Source organism: Streptomyces sp. NPDC093510 (genome assembly GCF_040683555.1).
GTDB lineage: Bacteria > Actinomycetota > Actinomycetes > Streptomycetales > Streptomycetaceae > Streptomyces.
Map to the genome: position 1 here is coordinate 329,560 of NZ_JBFBEE010000003.1, position 15,917 is coordinate 345,476.

The 15,917-nt window shown below is 72.4% G+C and carries 14 protein-coding genes and 1 pseudogene; 7 read left to right on the top strand and 8 right to left on the bottom strand.

Annotation, left to right across the window (positions count from 1 at the left end):
• Nucleotides 1–15: 15 nt before the first annotated feature.
• From AB0N81_RS06240 to AB0N81_RS06250, 3 genes are all read left to right on the top strand, one after another.
• On the top strand, nt 16–141 hold the full coding sequence (locus AB0N81_RS06240; protein WP_365356131.1) for a SapB/AmfS family lanthipeptide: 126 nt from the start codon (nt 16–18) through the stop codon (nt 139–141).
• A gap of 125 nt (nt 142–266) precedes the next feature.
• Nucleotides 267–1,994 (top strand): ABC transporter ATP-binding protein, encoded by a 1,728-nt coding sequence (locus AB0N81_RS06245; protein ID WP_365356133.1) that lies wholly within the window; start codon nt 267–269, stop codon nt 1,992–1,994.
• Nucleotides 1,991–3,994: an ABC transporter ATP-binding protein gene (locus AB0N81_RS06250; protein WP_365356135.1), complete on the top strand. Its 2,004-nt coding sequence runs from the start codon at nt 1,991–1,993 to the stop codon at nt 3,992–3,994. The genes AB0N81_RS06245 and AB0N81_RS06250 overlap by 4 nt, the downstream gene beginning before the upstream one ends.
• Here AB0N81_RS06250 and AB0N81_RS06255 read toward each other — a convergent pair.
• Nucleotides 3,920–4,498: pseudogene (locus tag AB0N81_RS06255) on the bottom strand (response regulator transcription factor); the annotation flags it as partial. The gene AB0N81_RS06250 and the pseudogene AB0N81_RS06255 sit on opposite strands and share 75 nt — an antisense overlap.
• 113 nt (nt 4,499–4,611) lie before the next feature.
• Nucleotides 4,612–5,232 (bottom strand): TetR family transcriptional regulator, encoded by a 621-nt coding sequence (locus AB0N81_RS06260; protein ID WP_365356137.1) that lies wholly within the window; start codon nt 5,230–5,232, stop codon nt 4,612–4,614.
• 214 nt (nt 5,233–5,446) lie between these two features.
• Here AB0N81_RS06260 and AB0N81_RS06265 point away from each other — a divergent pair, with 214 nt between their 5' ends.
• Genes AB0N81_RS06265 through AB0N81_RS06275 form a run of 3 tightly spaced genes read left to right on the top strand, consistent with a single transcriptional unit; the run spans nt 5,447 to nt 8,675 of the window.
• Nucleotides 5,447–6,823, top strand: a complete 1,377-nt coding sequence (locus tag AB0N81_RS06265; protein WP_365356139.1) for a glycosyltransferase family 4 protein — start codon at nt 5,447–5,449, stop codon at nt 6,821–6,823.
• Nucleotides 6,823–7,584 carry a methyltransferase domain-containing protein gene (locus AB0N81_RS06270; protein WP_365356140.1) on the top strand — a complete coding sequence of 254 codons (762 nt, stop codon included), beginning with the start codon at nt 6,823–6,825 and terminating at the stop codon, nt 7,582–7,584. Before AB0N81_RS06265 ends, AB0N81_RS06270 begins: the two co-directional genes overlap by 1 nt.
• The gene (locus AB0N81_RS06275) at nt 7,581–8,675 is read left to right on the top strand and encodes a prenyltransferase (protein WP_365356142.1); all 1,095 of its coding nucleotides are present in this window, start codon (nt 7,581–7,583) and stop codon (nt 8,673–8,675) included. The genes AB0N81_RS06270 and AB0N81_RS06275 overlap by 4 nt, the downstream gene beginning before the upstream one ends.
• A 150-nt stretch (nt 8,676–8,825) precedes the next feature.
• Here the strand turns inward: AB0N81_RS06275 and AB0N81_RS06280 are convergent, their stop codons facing one another.
• Complete coding sequence (locus AB0N81_RS06280; protein ID WP_365356143.1) at nt 8,826–9,053, bottom strand: hypothetical protein; 228 nt, start codon at nt 9,051–9,053, stop codon at nt 8,826–8,828.
• Nucleotides 9,054–9,258: 205 nt separating this feature from the next.
• On the opposite strand from AB0N81_RS06280, the gene AB0N81_RS06285 reads away from it, so the two are divergent.
• Nucleotides 9,259–9,810 carry a hypothetical protein gene (locus AB0N81_RS06285; protein ID WP_365356145.1) on the top strand — a complete coding sequence of 184 codons (552 nt, stop codon included), beginning with the start codon at nt 9,259–9,261 and terminating at the stop codon, nt 9,808–9,810.
• Nucleotides 9,811–9,829: 19 nt separating this feature from the next.
• Here AB0N81_RS06285 and AB0N81_RS06290 read toward each other — a convergent pair whose 3' ends face one another.
• From AB0N81_RS06290 to AB0N81_RS06310, 5 genes are all read right to left on the bottom strand, one after another.
• Entirely contained in the window at nt 9,830–10,840 is a 1,011-nt protein-coding gene (locus tag AB0N81_RS06290) for an LLM class F420-dependent oxidoreductase (protein ID WP_365356147.1), read from the bottom strand.
• Between the two features lie 118 nt (nt 10,841–10,958).
• Complete coding sequence (locus AB0N81_RS06295; protein WP_365356148.1) at nt 10,959–11,834, bottom strand: hypothetical protein; 876 nt, start codon at nt 11,832–11,834, stop codon at nt 10,959–10,961.
• A gap of 193 nt (nt 11,835–12,027) precedes the next feature.
• The gene (locus tag AB0N81_RS06300) at nt 12,028–13,068 is read right to left on the bottom strand and encodes an N-acetylmuramoyl-L-alanine amidase (protein ID WP_365356150.1); all 1,041 of its coding nucleotides are present in this window, start codon (nt 13,066–13,068) and stop codon (nt 12,028–12,030) included.
• A 46-nt stretch (nt 13,069–13,114) separates the two neighbouring features.
• Complete coding sequence (locus AB0N81_RS06305; protein ID WP_365356151.1) at nt 13,115–13,825, bottom strand: class I SAM-dependent methyltransferase; 711 nt, start codon at nt 13,823–13,825, stop codon at nt 13,115–13,117.
• Nucleotides 13,826–14,039: 214 nt separating this feature from the next.
• Nucleotides 14,040–15,773, bottom strand: a complete 1,734-nt coding sequence (locus tag AB0N81_RS06310; protein ID WP_365356152.1) for an MFS transporter — start codon at nt 15,771–15,773, stop codon at nt 14,040–14,042.
• Nucleotides 15,774–15,917 lie beyond the last annotated feature (144 nt).

Here is a 15,917-nt window from a genome sequence, read left to right on the forward strand (position 1 = left end):
GAGAGAGGCAAGACCATGGCACTTCTCGACCTGCAGAGCATGGAATCCGACGAGATGACCGGTGGCGGCGGCGGCGGTGGCGGCAGCCTCGCGAGTCTGCTCCTCTGCTGGAGCGACGCCAGCGTCATCCTCTGTCTCTGACGCCTGACCGCACCTGAGCGGCATGGCATTTAAGGCCCGGGCGGTAACCCCTGAGGGGTCCGCCCGGGTCCACCACTGCCACCGCCACGGAACACCGGAGACGAGGCGACGGAGACCCGGACCGCATGGCGACGACGACCACCCGTCCGCACCAAGCCGCTGCCGACACCCGCCTGCTGGGCGCCGCGACCCGGTACAGCGCAGGACGCTGCGCCGTCCTCGCGCTCTGCGCCGTCGCGGGCTCGGGCGCGACCCTGTTCCTGCCGCTCGCGATCGGCCGCGCCCTGGACGCCGTCCTCACCGGCCACCTGAGCGGCGGCGCCGGCACCGACGCCACCCGCTGGATCGCCGTGTGCGCCGCGCTGATCGGCGCGAGCGCCCTCCTCGACGCCGTCGACGGCGTCCTCACCGGCACCACCAACGCCCGCACCACGGCCTGGCTGCGCGGCCGCGCCGTCCGCCACGTACTCGCCGTCGGACCGCGGGCCACCGCGCGCTTCGCCCCCGGCGACCTGGTGGCGCGCCTCATCGACAACGCGGCCCACGCGGGCATCGCGCCCGCCACCTTCGCCGCGCTCCTCGCGGCCCTGGTCACGCCCGTCGGCGCCGTCGTCGCCCTCGCCCTCATCGACGGCTGGCTCGCCGTCGTCTTCGTCATCGGCGCGCCCGTCCTCTTCCTGCTCCTGCGGGCGTTCGTCCGCGTCTCCTCCGACTGCGTGGCCCGCTACCAGCGGGTCCAGGGGGACATCGCGGGCCGCCTCAGCGAGGCGATCGGCGGGGCACGGACCATCGCGGCGGCCCACACCGAGGACAAAGAGGAAGCACGCGTCCTGCGCACCCTCCCCGAACTCGCCCGCCACGGCCACCGGATGTGGCGGGTCCAGGGCCGCTCCCAGGCGCAGGCCGTCGCCGTCGCGCCGCTCCTGCAGCTCGCCGTCGCCGCGGTGGCGGGCCACCTCGTGCTCCACCAGCGCATCAGCGTCGGCGACCTGCTGGCCGCGACCCGGTACGCGGTCCTCGCCACCGGCATCGGCATGCTCGTCGGCCAACTGGGCGGCCTGGTACGGGCCAGGGCCGCGGCCCGGCGCCTGGCCGAGGTCCTCGAGGAGGCCCCGACCGCGTACGGCGATGCCGGACTCCCGCCCGAGGGCGGCCTGCTGGAGCTGCGCGGCGTCAGGGCGTCCCGTGGCGGGCGCGCCGTCCTCGACGGCGTCGACCTGACCGTGCCCGCCGGCGCCACGGTCGCCGTGGTCGGCCGGTCCGGCGCGGGCAAGTCACTGCTCGCCTCCCTCGCGGGCCGCCTCGCCGACCCCGACGAAGGAGTCGTACGCCTCGACGGCGTCCCGCTCGACTCGCTCAGCCGCGAGGAACTGCGCCGCGAGGTCGGCTACGCCTTCGAGCGGCCCGCGCTGCTCGGCGACACCCTGGAGGACACGATCGGTTTTGGAACCCCCCGCCCGGGACGGGAGCGCATCCGCGACGCGGCCCGCGCGGCCCGCGCCGACACCTTCGTCACCCGCCTCCCCGACGGCTACGCCACCCCCTGCGGCGAAGCGCCGCTCTCCGGAGGCGAGGCCCAACGCCTCGGCCTGGCACGGGCGTTCGCGCGCGGCGGCCGCCTCCTGATCCTCGACGACGCGATGTCGAGCCTCGACACGGTGACGGAACACCACATCGCCGAGGCCCTGCTCCGCCACACCCCCCACAGCAGCCGGCTGATCATCGCCCACCGTGCGGCGACGGCGGCCCGCGCGGACGCGGTGGCCTGGCTGCACGAGGGCCGCATCCGGGCGGTCGGCACCCACGCGGAGCTGTGGGAACGGCCCGAGTACCGGGAGGTGTTCGGCGCGTGAGGCCGACGTCCCCCTACCGCCGAGGCGTCCTGTTCCTGCGGCGCAGGTGGCCCGTCGTGGTGCGGCTCGCGATCTGGTCCGTACTGGAGACAGGACAGACGTTCCTCACCGGATACGCCCTCGCCCGCGCCCTGGACGACGGCTTCCTCGACGGGCGCGAATCGGTCGGCCTCGCCTGGCTCGGCGCGGCCGCCCTCGGTGTGCTGGTCGCCGCGTACGGCACGGGGCAGGTGTACCGCGCGGTCGCCGACCTGGTGGAGCCGCTGCGCGACAGCCTCGTGCGGCAGGTCGTCGGGCGCGGGCTGCGGGACGCGGACGGCGCCGCCGTGTCCCGGCTCACTCAGCAGGTGGAGATCGCCAGGGACACCTTCGCGGGCCTGGTGATGGTCTCCCGCTCCTTCATCTTCACGTCCGTCGGCGCACTCGTCGGCCTGTTCTCGCTCGACCCGCTCCTGCTCCTCGTGGTGGCGCCGCCCCTCCTCGCCGGCATCGGCCTCTTCGTGGTGTCGCTGCGCCCGCTGGCCCGGCGGCAGGAGGACTTCCTGGTCGCGGACGAGCGGCTGGCGGGCCAACTCGGCATCGTCTGCCCGGGGTTGCGGGACGTCGCGGCGGCCGGCGCGGAACCGGGCGTCGCCGAGGACCTGGACCGCGGCGTCGCCCAGGAGTACTCGACGGCCGCCGCCCTCGCCCGCTGGGGCGTCCTGCGCACGGCGGCCCTCGCGACCGGCGGCCAGCTCCCGCTCGTCCTGCTCCTCGCCACGGGCCCCTGGCTCCTGGACAACGGGGTCTCCCCGGGCGCCCTGGTCGGCGCCCTCGCCTACGTCACCCAGGCCCTGCTCCCCGCCCTGCACAACCTGGTCAACGGCCTGGGCGCGAGCGGTTCCCGCCTGGCGATCGTCCTGCGCCGCCTGACGTGGGACCCGCCTCAGGAAGCCGGGACGGTGAGCGGCCCGAAGGAGGCCGGCACGGACGCGGCAGCCCGCGCCGAAACGGACACGGCAGCCCGCGCCGAAACGGACGCGGCAGCCCGCGCCGACACGGACACGGCAGTCCGCGCCGACACGGACGCCGGGGCCCGCGAGGCCGGGAGCCCCGCTCCTGCCCCCACCCTCGCCCCCACCCCCGCCCTCCAGGTCTCCTCCCTCACCTTCGCCTACGGTCCCCACGCCGAGCCCGTCCTGCGTGACCTGCGGCTCACCGTCGACCGCGGCGAGCACCTCGCCGTCGTCGGACCCAGTGGGATCGGCAAGTCCACATTGGCCGGAATCATCGCCGGACTCCTCGAACCGGACGCCGGAGAGGTGCGTGTCGACGGTATGCCCGTGCGCGGCGAGGGGTCCGTGGGGCGGCGCGTCCTCATCCCGCAGGAGGCGTACGTCTTCACCGGGACGCTCCGCGACAACCTGAGCTACCTCCGGACCGACCCCGTCCCGGAACAGGAGATGCTGGCCGCCGCCGAAGCCGTCGGCATGACCGCGCTGGCCGAACGGCTCGGCGGCCTCGGCGCAGAGCTCGTGCCTTCCGAACTCTCCGCAGGTGAAAGGCAGTTGATAGCGCTGACCCGCGCCCACCTCTCGTCCGCCCCGCTGGCGGTCCTCGACGAGGCGACCTGCCATCTCGACCCGGTCGCGGAGTCGCGCGCCGAGCGGGCCTTCGCGGGCCGTCCCGGCGGCACCCTGGTGGTGATCGCCCACCGCATCAGCTCGGCCCGCCGCGCCGACCGCGTCCTGGTGATGGACGGGGCACACGCCCTGTGCGGGCGGCACGACGAGCTGATGGAGCTGTCCTCCCTCTACCGGGATCTCAACGGGGCGGGCGACTGGGGTGAGGCGGACGCCGTCTCACACCCACCCCTCGCCCTGCGAGATCCTTATCGCGTCGATCCTGTTCCGCGCCCCGGTCTTCCGGGTGATCGCGGCCATGTAGTTGCGCACCGTACCGTTGGACAGATGGAGGCTGTTCGCGATCTCGGCGACCGACGCGCCCCCGGCGGCAAGTGACAGAACGCTCAACTCCCGTCGCGTGAGCGGCATTTGAGCCGCCCTGAGAAAACCGAATCCCAGCGATTCGTCGACGAACCGCTGGCCTGCCGCCACCTGTCTGATCCCGGCGAGCAGCCGTTCCGGCGGGCTCGCCTTATTGACATATCCGAGCGCGTCCGCCTCCGCCGCACGCCGCAGCTGGCCCGGCCGGTTGGCCGTCGTGAGCACCAGGACCCGGCAGCCCCTCCCCAGCGCCGAGGGCCCGGTCAGCTCGCCGAGCGGAGCCGCGGCGTAGGTCGCCTCGTCGTCGAGGTCCACCACGCAGAGGTCCGGCCGTACGCTGCGCTGACGGCCGCGTGCGTGCGACCACGGCGCGTGGAACACCTCCAGATCCGGCTCACGGGCGAGTTGTTCCGCCAGAGCCATTCGCAACAGACAGGCGTCGTGCACGAGTAGAACCCGGATCACGCTCTGCCCCTCCAGCTCATGCTTCCGGTTGCTCCGTTCAAGCACGCAGACCATTCATAGCGGTGAGTACCCCCGTCGTGACGCAGAGAACTGGCCAAGGCGGAGGCAGGGGGCGCATTTGCCATACGACTGTGCGCCCCCCGTGCGCAGACGGGCGGGGGACTTCTTTACGTACGGGACTCCGCCGTAAGGTCGATGAGCCGGCACACCGTCTCGATGTCGATCTTCACCTGGGCGATCGAGGCCCGGCCGGAGAGCCAGGTGATCAGCGCCGAGTGCCAGGTGTGCTCGATGACCCGCACGGCGGACAGCTGCTGGGCGGTCGGCGTCTCCGTCAGGCCCATCGCGTCCAGGATGATCGCCGTCGTCAGCCGCGAGACCGTGTCGACCTCGGGGCTCACCGAACGGTCCGCGAAGGTCAGGGCCCGCACCATCGCGTCCGCCAGATGCGGTTCGCGCTGCAACGCGCGAAAGGCGCGCATCAGCGTCTCGGCGACCCGCTCGGCGGGCGTCTCGCCGGCCGGCGGGCGCTTCCTGATGGTCGTGTGCATGTGCTGCAGCTGGTCCTGCATGGTGGCGACCAGCAGATGGACCTTGGAGGGGAAGTAGCGGTAGAGGGTGCCGAGGGCGACACCGGCGGCCTCGGCGACCTCCCGCATCTGCACGGCGTCGAAGCCGCCCCTGCTGGCCAGTTGGGCGCTTGCGTGCAGGATGCGGCGGCGGCGCGCCTCCTGGCGCTCGGTGAGGGCCGGCGCCGCAGGGTTCGCCGCCTTGACTTCCGCTGTCATGTCGATGCCCCTCCGAAAACGCCTCGCGAGATCGCACAGCATGGCAGGGAGCCTGTCGTGGCGCGAATCACCTGATCCGGGCCTTACACCTCGCCTACCTGCCGGTAGATTCAAAGCTCGTTCAGCGATCATTCAGCGATCAAGTCTGAAACTTGTTCTAGATTACCGTCCCGGCGTAACCTCGCGGAGAACTGCAGGGAGAAGGGGGCCGAGAGTGACCGCTGAGGCCATGGAGGCGGGCCCCCGAAAGGGCTCTGGCGGCGACGGCGAGCGCCCGTTGCGCATCGCTCTCCTCACGTACAAAGGGAACCCGTTCTGCGGGGGACAGGGCGTCTACGTACGCCATCTCTCGCGCGAACTCGCCCGGCTCGGCCACAGCGTCGAAGTGATCGGCGCACAGCCCTACCCCGTCCTGGACGAGGGTGCGGGGCTGGAGAACCTCAAGCTCACCGAGGTGCCCAGCCTCGACCTCTACCGCTCGCCCGACCCCTTCCGCACCCCCAAGCGCGGCGAGTACCGCGACTGGGTCGACGCCCTCGAAGTGGCGACCATGTGGACCGGCGGCTTCCCCGAACCCGTCACCTTCAGCCTGCGCGCCCGACGGCACCTGCGCGCCCGGCGAGGCGACTTCGACGTCGTCCACGACAACCAGACCCTCGGGTACGGCCTGCTCGGCGACCTCGGCGCGCCCCTCGTCACCACCATCCACCACCCCATCACCGTCGACCGGCAGCTGGAGCTGGACGCCGCGCCCGACTGGAAGCGCCGCGCCTCCGTCCGCCGCTGGTACGCGTTCACCCGCATGCAGAAGCGCGTCGCGCGCCGCCTGCCCTCGGTCCTCACCGTCTCCGGCACCTCCCGCCAGGAGATCATCGACCACCTCGGGGTGCGCGAGGACCGTATCGACGTCGTCCACATCGGCGCCGACACCGGCCTCTTCTCACCGGACCCGGCCGTCCCCGAAGTGCCGGGACGGATCGTCACCACCTCCAGCGCCGACGTCCCGCTCAAGGGCCTCGTCCACCTCGTCGAGGCGCTCGCCAAGGTCCGCGCCGAGCACCCCGGCGCCCACCTCATCGTCGTCGGCAAGCGCGCCGAGGACGGACCCGTCGCCCAGGCCATCGAGCGCTACGGCCTCGAAGGAGCCATCGAGTTCGTCAAGGGCATCACCGACGCCGAACTCGTCGACCTCGTCCGCTCGGCGCAGGTCGCCTGCGTTCCTTCGCTGTACGAAGGGTTCTCGCTGCCCGCGGCGGAGGCGATGGCCACCGGCACTCCGCTCCTCGCCACCACCGGCGGCGCGATCCCGGAGGTCGCGGGCCCCGACGGCGAGACCTGCCTAGCGGTCCCGCCCGGCGACGCGGGGGCACTGGCGCTCGGTCTCGGCCGGCTGCTCGGCGATGCGGGGCTGCGGGCGCGACTCGGCGCCGCGGGACGCGAACGCGTCCTGGCGAAGTTCACCTGGGCCCAGGCCGCCAAGGGCACCGCAGACCGCTACCGCGAGGCCATCGCCCGCTCCGCGGCCACGAACCCCGGCCGCGCCGCCGCGGCCACCACGACGTACTCGACGCACTCCGGGAGCCATCGCTGATGCTGACCGTCGACTTCACCCGCTTCCCGCTCGCCGCGGGCGACCGCGTCCTCGACCTGGGCTGCGGCGCGGGCCGGCACGCCTTCGAGTGTTACCGGCGCGGCGCGCAGGTGGTGGCCCTCGACCAGAACGCCGAGGAAATCCGCGAGGTCGCCAAGTGGTTCGCCGCGATGAAGGAGGCCGGTGAGGCACCGGCGGGCGCGACCGCCACCGCGATGGAGGGCGACGCGCTCAACCTCCCCTTCCCCGACGCCTCGTTCGACGTCGTCATCATCTCCGAGGTCATGGAGCACATCCCCGACGACAAGGGTGTCCTCGCGGAGATGGTCCGCGTCCTCAAGCCCGGCGGCCGCATCGCGGTGACCGTCCCGCGCTACGGCCCGGAGAAGGTCTGCTGGGCCCTCTCCGACGCCTACCACGAGGTCGAGGGCGGCCACATCCGCATCTACAAGGCGGACGAACTCCTCGAACGCATGCGGGAGGCGGGCCTCAAGCCGTACGGCACCCACCACGCGCACGCACTGCACTCGCCGTACTGGTGGCTGAAGTGCGCGTTCGGCGTCGACAACGACAAGGCGCTGCCGGTGCGCGCGTACCACAAGCTCCTGGTCTGGGACATCATGAAGAAGCCCCTCGCGACGCGGGTGGCCGAGCAGCTCCTGAACCCCGTGGTCGGCAAGAGCTTCGTGGCGTACGCGACCAAGCCCCACCTGCCCGCCGACGCCGCAGCCCCCGCCGACGCCGCGGCGGCCGCCAAGTGACGAGCCCGGAGCGGACCGAACACCTCGTCCTGCCCGGCGTCCTGACGGCCGATCAGGCCACGGCGACGGTACGCGGCATCCTCGCCGTCCAGCGCGATGACGGCGCCCTCCCGTGGTTCCGCGGGCACCACCTCGACCCGTGGGACCACACCGAGGCAGCCATGGCACTGGACGCGGCGGGCGAGCACGCGGCCGCCGAGCGCGCCTACGACTGGCTCGCACGCCACCAGAACCCCGACGGCTCCTGGTACGCGGCGTACGCCGACGGCGACCCGCACGACGTCACCGACCGCGGCCGCGAGACCAACTTCTGCGCGTACCTCGCGGTCGGCGTCTGGCACCACTACCTCACCACCGGCGACGAGGCGTTCCTGGACCGCATGTGGCCCGCCGTCCTCGCCGCGGTCGAGTTCGTCCTGGCGCTGCAGCAGCCGGGCGGCCAGATCGGCTGGAAGCGGGAGGACGACGGCACGCCCGTCACCGACGCGCTCCTGACCGGCTCCTCCTCCATCCACCAGGCGCTGCGCTGCGCCCTCGCCATCGCGGAGCAGCGCGACGAGCCGCAGCCCGACTGGGAGCTGGCGGCCGGCGCCCTCGCGCACGCGATCCGCCGCCACCCCGAGCGCTTCCTCGACAAGGACCGCTACTCGATGGACTGGTACTACCCGGTCCTCGGCGGCGCGCTGACCGGCGCGGAGGCCAAGTCCCGCATAGAGGAGAGCTGGGACCGCTTCGTCGTCCCCGGCCTCGGAGTGCGCTGTGTGGACCCGAACCCCTGGGTCACCGGCGGCGAGAGCGCCGAACTCGCCCTCGCCCTCTGGGTGCTGGGCGAGTCGGACCGCGCCCTGGAGATCCTCCAGTCCATCCAGCACCTGCGCGACCCGGCGTCGGGCCTGTACTGGACGGGCTACGTCTTCGACGACAAGGCGATCTGGCCCGAGGAACTCACCACCTGGACGGCGGGATCGCTCCTGCTCGCCGTCGCGGCCCTGGGCGGCGACGAGGCGACCTGCGCGGTCTTCTCGGGGGAGCACTTGCCGCGGGGCCTGGACCCGGACTGCTGCGAGCCGCCCGAGCAGTCGCCTCAGTAACGGCGCAGGCGGCTCGCCACTGCGTGGCCGATGAACAGGTAGCCGGCGACGACTCGGGCCCAGTTCTCATCGAACGTGCTGTGTCTTTCCGGGGGTGCCCCCCGGGCCCCCGGGTCGTGTGACCGGTCTGCTGTGGGGCGGGTATGTGCTTCAGTAGCGGCGCAGGCGGTTCGCGACGGCGTGGCCGATGAAGAGGTAGACGACTGCGGCGAGGCCGTAGCCCGCGACCACCCTGGCCCAGTTCTCATCGAACGTGAACAAGTCGTGGGACCAGCCTGCCAGCCAGCGGGCCACGTCGTGGATGAACTGGACGAGGTCGTTGGCGCGGTTCGCGTCCAGCAGGTACATCAGGATCCACAGGCCGAGGATGGCGGCCATGATGTCGGCGACGAGCGCGATGACCCGTGCCGCGGTGCTGCCGTGGGAGTTCCGCGTGGGAGACATGGCGTCCGGGTACCGGGGAAGCCGCCGTTCGAAACCCGTTCGGGTCCACCCCGGTGGCGGGGCACGGCGGGCCGGGTGAGGGTGCGAGCAGGTCCGCGCGCTCCCGCGCGCCGCTCAGCCCACGCCTGGAGGCCCCGCCGTGCCCAGCCCCGTAACCGTCCGCCGAGCCGGAGTCTCCCTCACGCTCTGCTGCACCCTGCTGGCCGGAGCGACGGCCTGCGGCGGCAGCAGTGAGGACACCGCCGCCGCGTCGGCACCGTCCGCCAGCAGCAGCGCCGAGAAGCAGAAGTTCGCCAAGACCCGCTTCGTCGCCAACGCCGGCCTTGCCGCGGGCGCGACCTACCAGTGGATCGTGAAGCCGTACCGCGCGGGCAAGTTCAAGAAGGGCGCCAACGGCCGCAAGTTCGCCCTGGTCAAGGCGGGCCTCGCGGGCGCGTTCACGTACAACAGGCTGAAGGCCGCGACGAAGAACGCGAAGGGCGACCCCACCCTCTCCAAGGCGGTGGCCCCGCTGACGTCCGGCATCGACGCCCTGAAGGACCTCCCGTCCAAGCTCCGCAAGGGCGAGGGCACGGACTCGGTCGTGAACTCCTTCGACGACATCATCAAGGACGTCAAGGGCGCGGGCAGCAGCGCGGGCGCCGAGGTCAAGGACAAGGTGCCGTCGGCGGGCGAGCTGTCCAAGGGCTGAGCGGCACGGACGCCGGACGTCACGCGTTGAGTTCGGCGAGCACCCGCAGGGTGTGCGGGTCCGGGGCGAGCACCAGCAGATCCGTCACCGGACCCTTGCGCCACAGTTCAAGACGCTCCGCGATCCGCGCCCGCGGCCCGACCAGCGAGATCTCGTCGGCGAAGGCGTCGGGCACGGCGAGGACCGCCTCCTCCCTGCGCCCCGCGAGGAACAGCTCCTGGATGCGCCGCGCCTCGGTCCCGTACCCCATGCGCGCCATCAGGTCGGCGTGGAAGTTGCGGGCGGAGTGCCCCATCCCGCCGATGTAGAAGCCGAGCATCGCCTTGACGGGCAGCAGGCCCTCGCCGACGTCGTCGCACACCTTGGCCCGTGCCATGGGGGCGATGAGGAACCCCTCGGGGACGTCGGTGAGCGACGCCTCGTACACATCGGTCCGCAGCGGCGACCAGTACAGCGGCAGCCAGCCGTCCGCGATCCGGGTCGTCTGCGCGATGTTCTTGGGCCCCTCGGCGCCGAGCAGCACCGGCAGGTCGGCGCGCAGGGGGTGGGTGATCGGCTTGAGGGCCTTGCCGAGCCCGGTGCCGTCCGGGCCGTTGTACGGGTGGGAGTGGAAGCGGCCCGCGACCTCCACGGGGCCCTCGCGCCGCAGGACCTGCCGGATCACCTCGACGTACTCGCGCGTCGCGGTCAGCGGCGACCTCGGGAACGGCCGCCCGTACCAGCCCTCCACCACCTGTGGCCCGGAGAGCCCGAGGCCGAGCATCATCCGCCCGCCGGAGAGGTGGTCGAGGGTGAGCGCGTGCATGGCGGTGGTGACGGGGGAGCGCGCCGCCATCTGTGCGACGGCCGTCCCCAGCCTGATGCGGGAGGTCTGGGCGGCGATCCAGGTCAGCGGTGTGAAGGCGTCCGAGCCCCAGGCTTCGGCGGTCCACACGGAGTCGTAGCCGAGCCGCTCGGCCTCCTGGGCGAGGGCGACGTGCCCGGGGTCGGGGCCGCGCCCCCAGTAACCGAGTGCGAGCCCGAGCCGCATAGGCCTGCCTCCCTGGTGAACTGACGGTGTGTCAGATGGGGTCCGTAGGGGAGGGACTGTACGACAACGGCCCCCCGCCCGGAAGGGCGAGGGGCCGCGGTACCGCGAGTGCGTGGGATCAGCCGCGCTGGATCCCCGTGGTGTCCTGCAGCACACCGCGACGGCCGTCCTGCGTCTGGGCCACCAGGCCGGGACCGCGCTGCTCGACGGCCAGGTACCAGGTGCCCGGCGCCAGTTCGGCGATCGGCGTGGGCGAGCCGTCCTCCGCGTACAGCGGACGCGGCACCGGCACGGCGAACCAGAACGGCGAGAAGTCACCGGCGGGCTGCGCCTGCGCGGGCGGCGGGGTCTGCCCGGCCTGCGGCTGCGGCTGACCGCCGAAGGACTGGCCCTGCGGCTGACCGGGCTGGCCCGGCTGGGCGCCGTAGGGCGCACCCGGCTGCGGCTGGCCCGCACCGGCGCCCGGGTAGCCGTAGCCACCCTGCGGCTGACCGCCGTAGGGCTGCGGGGCCATCGGCTTCGGGGCGCCCATGAGCGGACCCTTCAGGGCGGGAACGATCAGCCCGGCAACCGCACCGGCGGCGAGCACGAGGGCGGCGATCAGGCCGAGGATGAGGCCGACACCGGCGTCGGGCCCCTCGGCGCTACGGCCGCCGTAGGCCTCGAAGAAGAAGTGGTAGGACTGGTCGACGTCGAAGATCGCACCGAGCGAGCTCCAGGCAGCGGCGATGGCGAAGGCCACACCGAGCTGGCCGAGGTCCAGGCCCACGACCTTGCGCGGCTGCGGCAGCGCGCGGCCGACGACGATGAGTGCCGCACCGATGATGCCGAGCAGGTACACGCTCAGCAGCAGGTTGCCGTTTTCCCAGGCGTTCGGCAGCTTGTCACTGGGAGCGCCTTCGATGTCCAGGGTGTCGAGGAACGAGGCGATGAAGAGCAACACCGCTGCTCCGATCACCACGCCGTCGCCTCGAGTGAGGGAGCGGAAATTCACTTCAGGTCCTTCGTCAGTCGTCTCGTCAGTGGAGGCGTCGCTGTCGCAGTGGTCGCGGTCGTGTCGCGGTGCGCGTAGCGCGGGGGTGGCCCCTCATCGTAGGGAGGACAATATCGTCCGGACGTGCGGGGTGTCTGCTCGGGATAAAGACGTGCACGCTTCATGGCGAAGACGTTCACTTCCACTTACGCCCCTACTTCCGCAGGAACCCCGCGATTCCCTCCGAAATCCCCTGCGCCGCCTTCTGGCGCCACGCGGGGCTCGTCAGCAGGGCCTCGTCCTTCGCGTCCCGCATGTTCCCGCACTCGATGAACACCTTGGGGACCGTGGAGAGGTTGAGGCCGCCGAGGTCCGTGCGGGTGTCGAGGCCGGTGCCGCCGCCGATGTAGTTGGAGGGGGCGCTGCCCGTCGCGCTCACGAACTTTCCGGCGATGCGCTCGCCCAGCTCCTTGGAGGGCGCGACGATCGCCGAGGTGTCGGCCGACCCCGACCGCACCTTGCCCGGCATGATCACGTGATAGCCGCGGTTGCCCGCGCCCGAGCCGTCGGCGTGGATGGAGACCACCGCGTCGGCGTGCGCCTTGTTGCCGATCCGGGCGCGCTCGTCGACGCACGGCCCCCACGGGCGGTCGCCGTCCTGCGTGAACTTGACCGTGGCGCCCTGCTGTTGCAGCAGCGTCCGCAACCTGTGCGAGACGTCCAGGGTGAACTTCGCCTCGGTGTAGCCGTGGTTGGTGGACGTGCCCGTCGTATCGCACTCCTTGCGGTTCGTCCCGATGTCGACCTGGCGGTTGATCTCCGACGCGTGGCGGAAGTTGCCGGGGTTGTGCCCGGGGTCGATCACGACGACCTTGCCCTTGAGGGGGCCGTTCGCGGCGGGACGGCCACCGGACGGCTTCGTGGCCGAATCGTTGTCGTCGGCGTCCCGGCCCTTGCCGTCGTTGTCGTTCTTGTCGTCTTTGTCGCCCTTGTCGTGCTTCCCGTCCTTGCCGGGGTCGCCGGTCCCGGAGGGGGACGACGAGGAGCCGGACGGCGCGTCCCGGTCGGCGGACGCGCTCGACGAGGCCGGCAGCGATCTCGCGGGTTCGTTCCCGTCGGGCCCGCTCGTCGCCTGGTAGACGAGGTAGCCCGCCAGACAGGTCGGCACCAGCGCGGCGGCGGCCACCGTCAGCGGTCGGCGGACGCTGCGCCGGGGCGGCTGGGAGGGATCGAATTCCGGACCTACGTACGACACGAGGGCGAGCCTATCCGCGAGGCCGGGCCCCTCGCTGCCGTTGAGGTCAGATCCCCGGCCCCGTCCGCCGCAGCACCCGCAGCGAGTCCGCCACCGCGACCTCGGTGAACGCCCCGGACTCCAGGGCCCTGAGGTAGACGCGGTACGGCGCCTGCCCGGTCATGATGTCGGCGGGGTCGGGGAACACGTCGTGGATCACGAGCAGCCCGCCCTCCGCGACGTGCGGCGCCCACCCCTCGTAGTCGGCCGTGGCGTGCTCGTCCGTGTGGCCGCCGTCGATGAAGACGAGGCCGAGCGCGCCGCCCCACGCCTTCGCCACCTGCGGCGAGCGTCCGACGACCGCGATCACGTGGTCCTCCAGGCCGGCCCTGTGCAGCGTGCGGCGGAAGGTGGGCAGCGTGTCCATCCGGCCGATCTCGGGGTCCACCGTCTCCGGGTCGTGGTACTCCCAGCCGGGCTGCTGCTCCTCGCTGCCGCGGTGGTGGTCCACGGTGATCGCGGCGACGCAGGCCCGCCGGGCCGCGTCGGCCAGCAGGATCGTGGAGCGGCCGCAGTACGTGCCGACCTCCAGGAGGGGCAGGCCGAGCGTCGCGGCTTCCGTCGCGGCCGCGTACAGCGCGAGCCCCTCGTCACGCGGCATGAAGCCCTTGGCGGCCTCGAAGGCGGCCAGGACTTCCGGTGCCGGTGTCGGTGCCGGTGCTGGTGCTGGTGCTGGTGCCGGGGCCGGTACGGGGGTGGGCGTCGGCTGCGCGGCCATGGGTTCCTCCTGGTCGGACGGGGTGTGCGGGGGCCGCCCATGCTGCCGCACGGCGCGAACGGCCCGGGGGCGGGGGGTGCCAGGGGGTGTCAGGGGTGTCAGGGGTGTCAGGAGGGGATGTGCGAAAGACCCGTCGGCACACCGCGCTGCGCGGCATGCCGACGGGCCTTCCAGCGACGTCCCGGCGTCCCGGGGGAGGGCTCCCGTGGGCCGGTCAGGCCGGGACGTCGCTCTCGGCCGGGAGCGCGAGGTCCATCAGGACCGGGCGGTCCTGGCCCGGGTGGGCGGCCGCCGAGGCCAGCGGCCCGTGGCCGAGGGCCCGCACCGCCAGGACGTACGAACCGTCACCGGGCACGGCGAGTTCGTACCGCCCGCCGTCGTCCGTCAGGGCCGCGCCCGCCTGGCGCCCCCTGCGGTCGATCAGCGTCACCTTCGCGCGGGGCACGGGCGTGCCGTCCGCGTCCCGGACCTGGCCGTGGAAGCCGGCGAGCGCCTCGGTGGCGCGCTTCAGGTTGGCGTCCTCCTCGCTGCTCGCGCGCAGCTGCGTGGTGGCGGAGCGGCGTGCGGAGGGCAGCATGAGGGCGAAGAGCAGACCGACGACGACGGCGCCCGCGGCGATCAGGAACGAGACGCGGAAGCCGTGCATGGTGGGCACGGCGACGCCCCCGACGTGGTCCGCGGTGTTGGCCAGGACCATGCCGATCACGGCGCTCGACACCGACGTGCCGATCGAGCGCATCAGGGTGTTGAGGCCGTTGGCCGCGCCGGTCTCGGACGCGTCGACCGAGCCGATGATGAGCGCGGGCAGCGAGGAGTAGGCGAGGCCGATGCCCGCGCCGAGGAGCACCGCGATGACGACGGTCTGCCAGGCGGCGCTCATCAGGCCGAGTCCGGCGCCGTAGCCGATCGTGATGATCAGCATGCCGAGGATGAGGGTGACCTTGGGGCCGTACTTCGCCGACAGGCGGGCGTAGACGGGGGCGGTGAACATCATCGTCAGGCCGAGCGGCATCACGCACAGACCCGCGACGACCATCGACTGGCCGAGGCCGTAGCCGGTGGCGGTCGGCAGCTGGAGCAGCTGCGGCAGGACGAGCGAGACGGCGTAGAACGCGACGCCGACCATGATCGAGGCGAGATTGGTGAAGAGCACCGAGCGGCGGACGGTGGTGCGCAGGTCCACCAGGGGGGCCTTCAGGCGCAGCTCCATCACGCCCCACAGGACGAGGACGACGGCCGCGGCACCGAAGAGGCCGAGCGTGGTGGGCGAGCTCCAGCCCCAGTCGCTGCCCTTGGTGATGGGGAGGAGGAAGAGGACGAGGCCCGCGGAGAGGCCGAGCGCGCCGAGCACGTCGAAGGTGCCCTCGGCGCGGACCGGGCTCTCCGGGACGAAGACGAGGGTCAGGAGGATGGAGAGCGCGCCGAGGCCCGCCGCGCCGAAGAACAGCGCGTGCCAGTCGGCGTGCTGCGCGGTGAGCGCGGCGACGGGCAGCGCGAGGCCGCCGCCGACACCGATGGAGGAGCTCATCAGGGCCATCGCGGAGCCGAGCTTCTCGCGGGGCAGGCCGTCGCGCATCAGGCCGATGCCGAGCGGGATGGCGCCCATGGCGAAGCCCTGGAGCGCGCGGCCCACGATCATCACGATCAGATCGTCGGTGAAGCCGCAGATCAGCGAGCCGACGATCATCACGGCGAGGCTGGTGAGCAGCATCTTCCGCTTGCCGTAGAGGTCGCCGAGGCGGCCCATGATCGGCGTGGATACGGCGCCCGCGAGCAGGGTCGACGTCATGACCCAGGTGGCGTTCGACGGCGAGGTGTCCAGCAGGGCCGGCAGGTCCTTGATGACCGGGACGAGCAGGGTCTGCATCACCGCGACGACGATGCCGGAGAAGGCGAGTACGGGGACGACTCCGCGTGTACCGCGTGGGTGGGTCGTCGACATCGACATTGCTTGGGGCCTCCGGGGAGGTAGAGAGCTCGGCAGGAGTACGTGTAGCTCGAACCTGTATCCCGGGGCGACTATTCCGACGGATGTCGTACGAGGGGAACTCTTGACCTTCTGTTAACCGAGTCGTCAAGCGCGGAGGGCGTC

Excerpts from the sequence above, each read along its gene's own strand:
- AB0N81_RS06310 (WP_365356152.1), bottom strand. The coding sequence starts at position 15,773 with ATGTCGATGTCGACGACCCACCCACGCGGTACACGCGGAGTCGTCCCC.
- AB0N81_RS06280 (WP_365356143.1), bottom strand. The coding sequence starts at position 9,053 with ATGGCCGCCATCCTCGGCCTGTGGATCCTGATGTACCTGCTGGACGCG.
- AB0N81_RS06290 (WP_365356147.1), bottom strand. The coding sequence starts at position 10,840 with ATGCGGCTCGGGCTCGCACTCGGTTACTGGGGGCGCGGCCCCGACCCC.
- AB0N81_RS06245 (WP_365356133.1), top strand. The coding sequence starts at position 267 with ATGGCGACGACGACCACCCGTCCGCACCAAGCCGCTGCCGACACCCGC.
- AB0N81_RS06260 (WP_365356137.1), bottom strand. The coding sequence starts at position 5,232 with ATGACAGCGGAAGTCAAGGCGGCGAACCCTGCGGCGCCGGCCCTCACC.
- AB0N81_RS06240 (WP_365356131.1), top strand. The coding sequence starts at position 16 with ATGGCACTTCTCGACCTGCAGAGCATGGAATCCGACGAGATGACCGGT.
- AB0N81_RS06305 (WP_365356151.1), bottom strand. The coding sequence starts at position 13,825 with ATGGCCGCGCAGCCGACGCCCACCCCCGTACCGGCCCCGGCACCAGCA.
- AB0N81_RS06270 (WP_365356140.1), top strand. The coding sequence starts at position 6,823 with ATGCTGACCGTCGACTTCACCCGCTTCCCGCTCGCCGCGGGCGACCGC.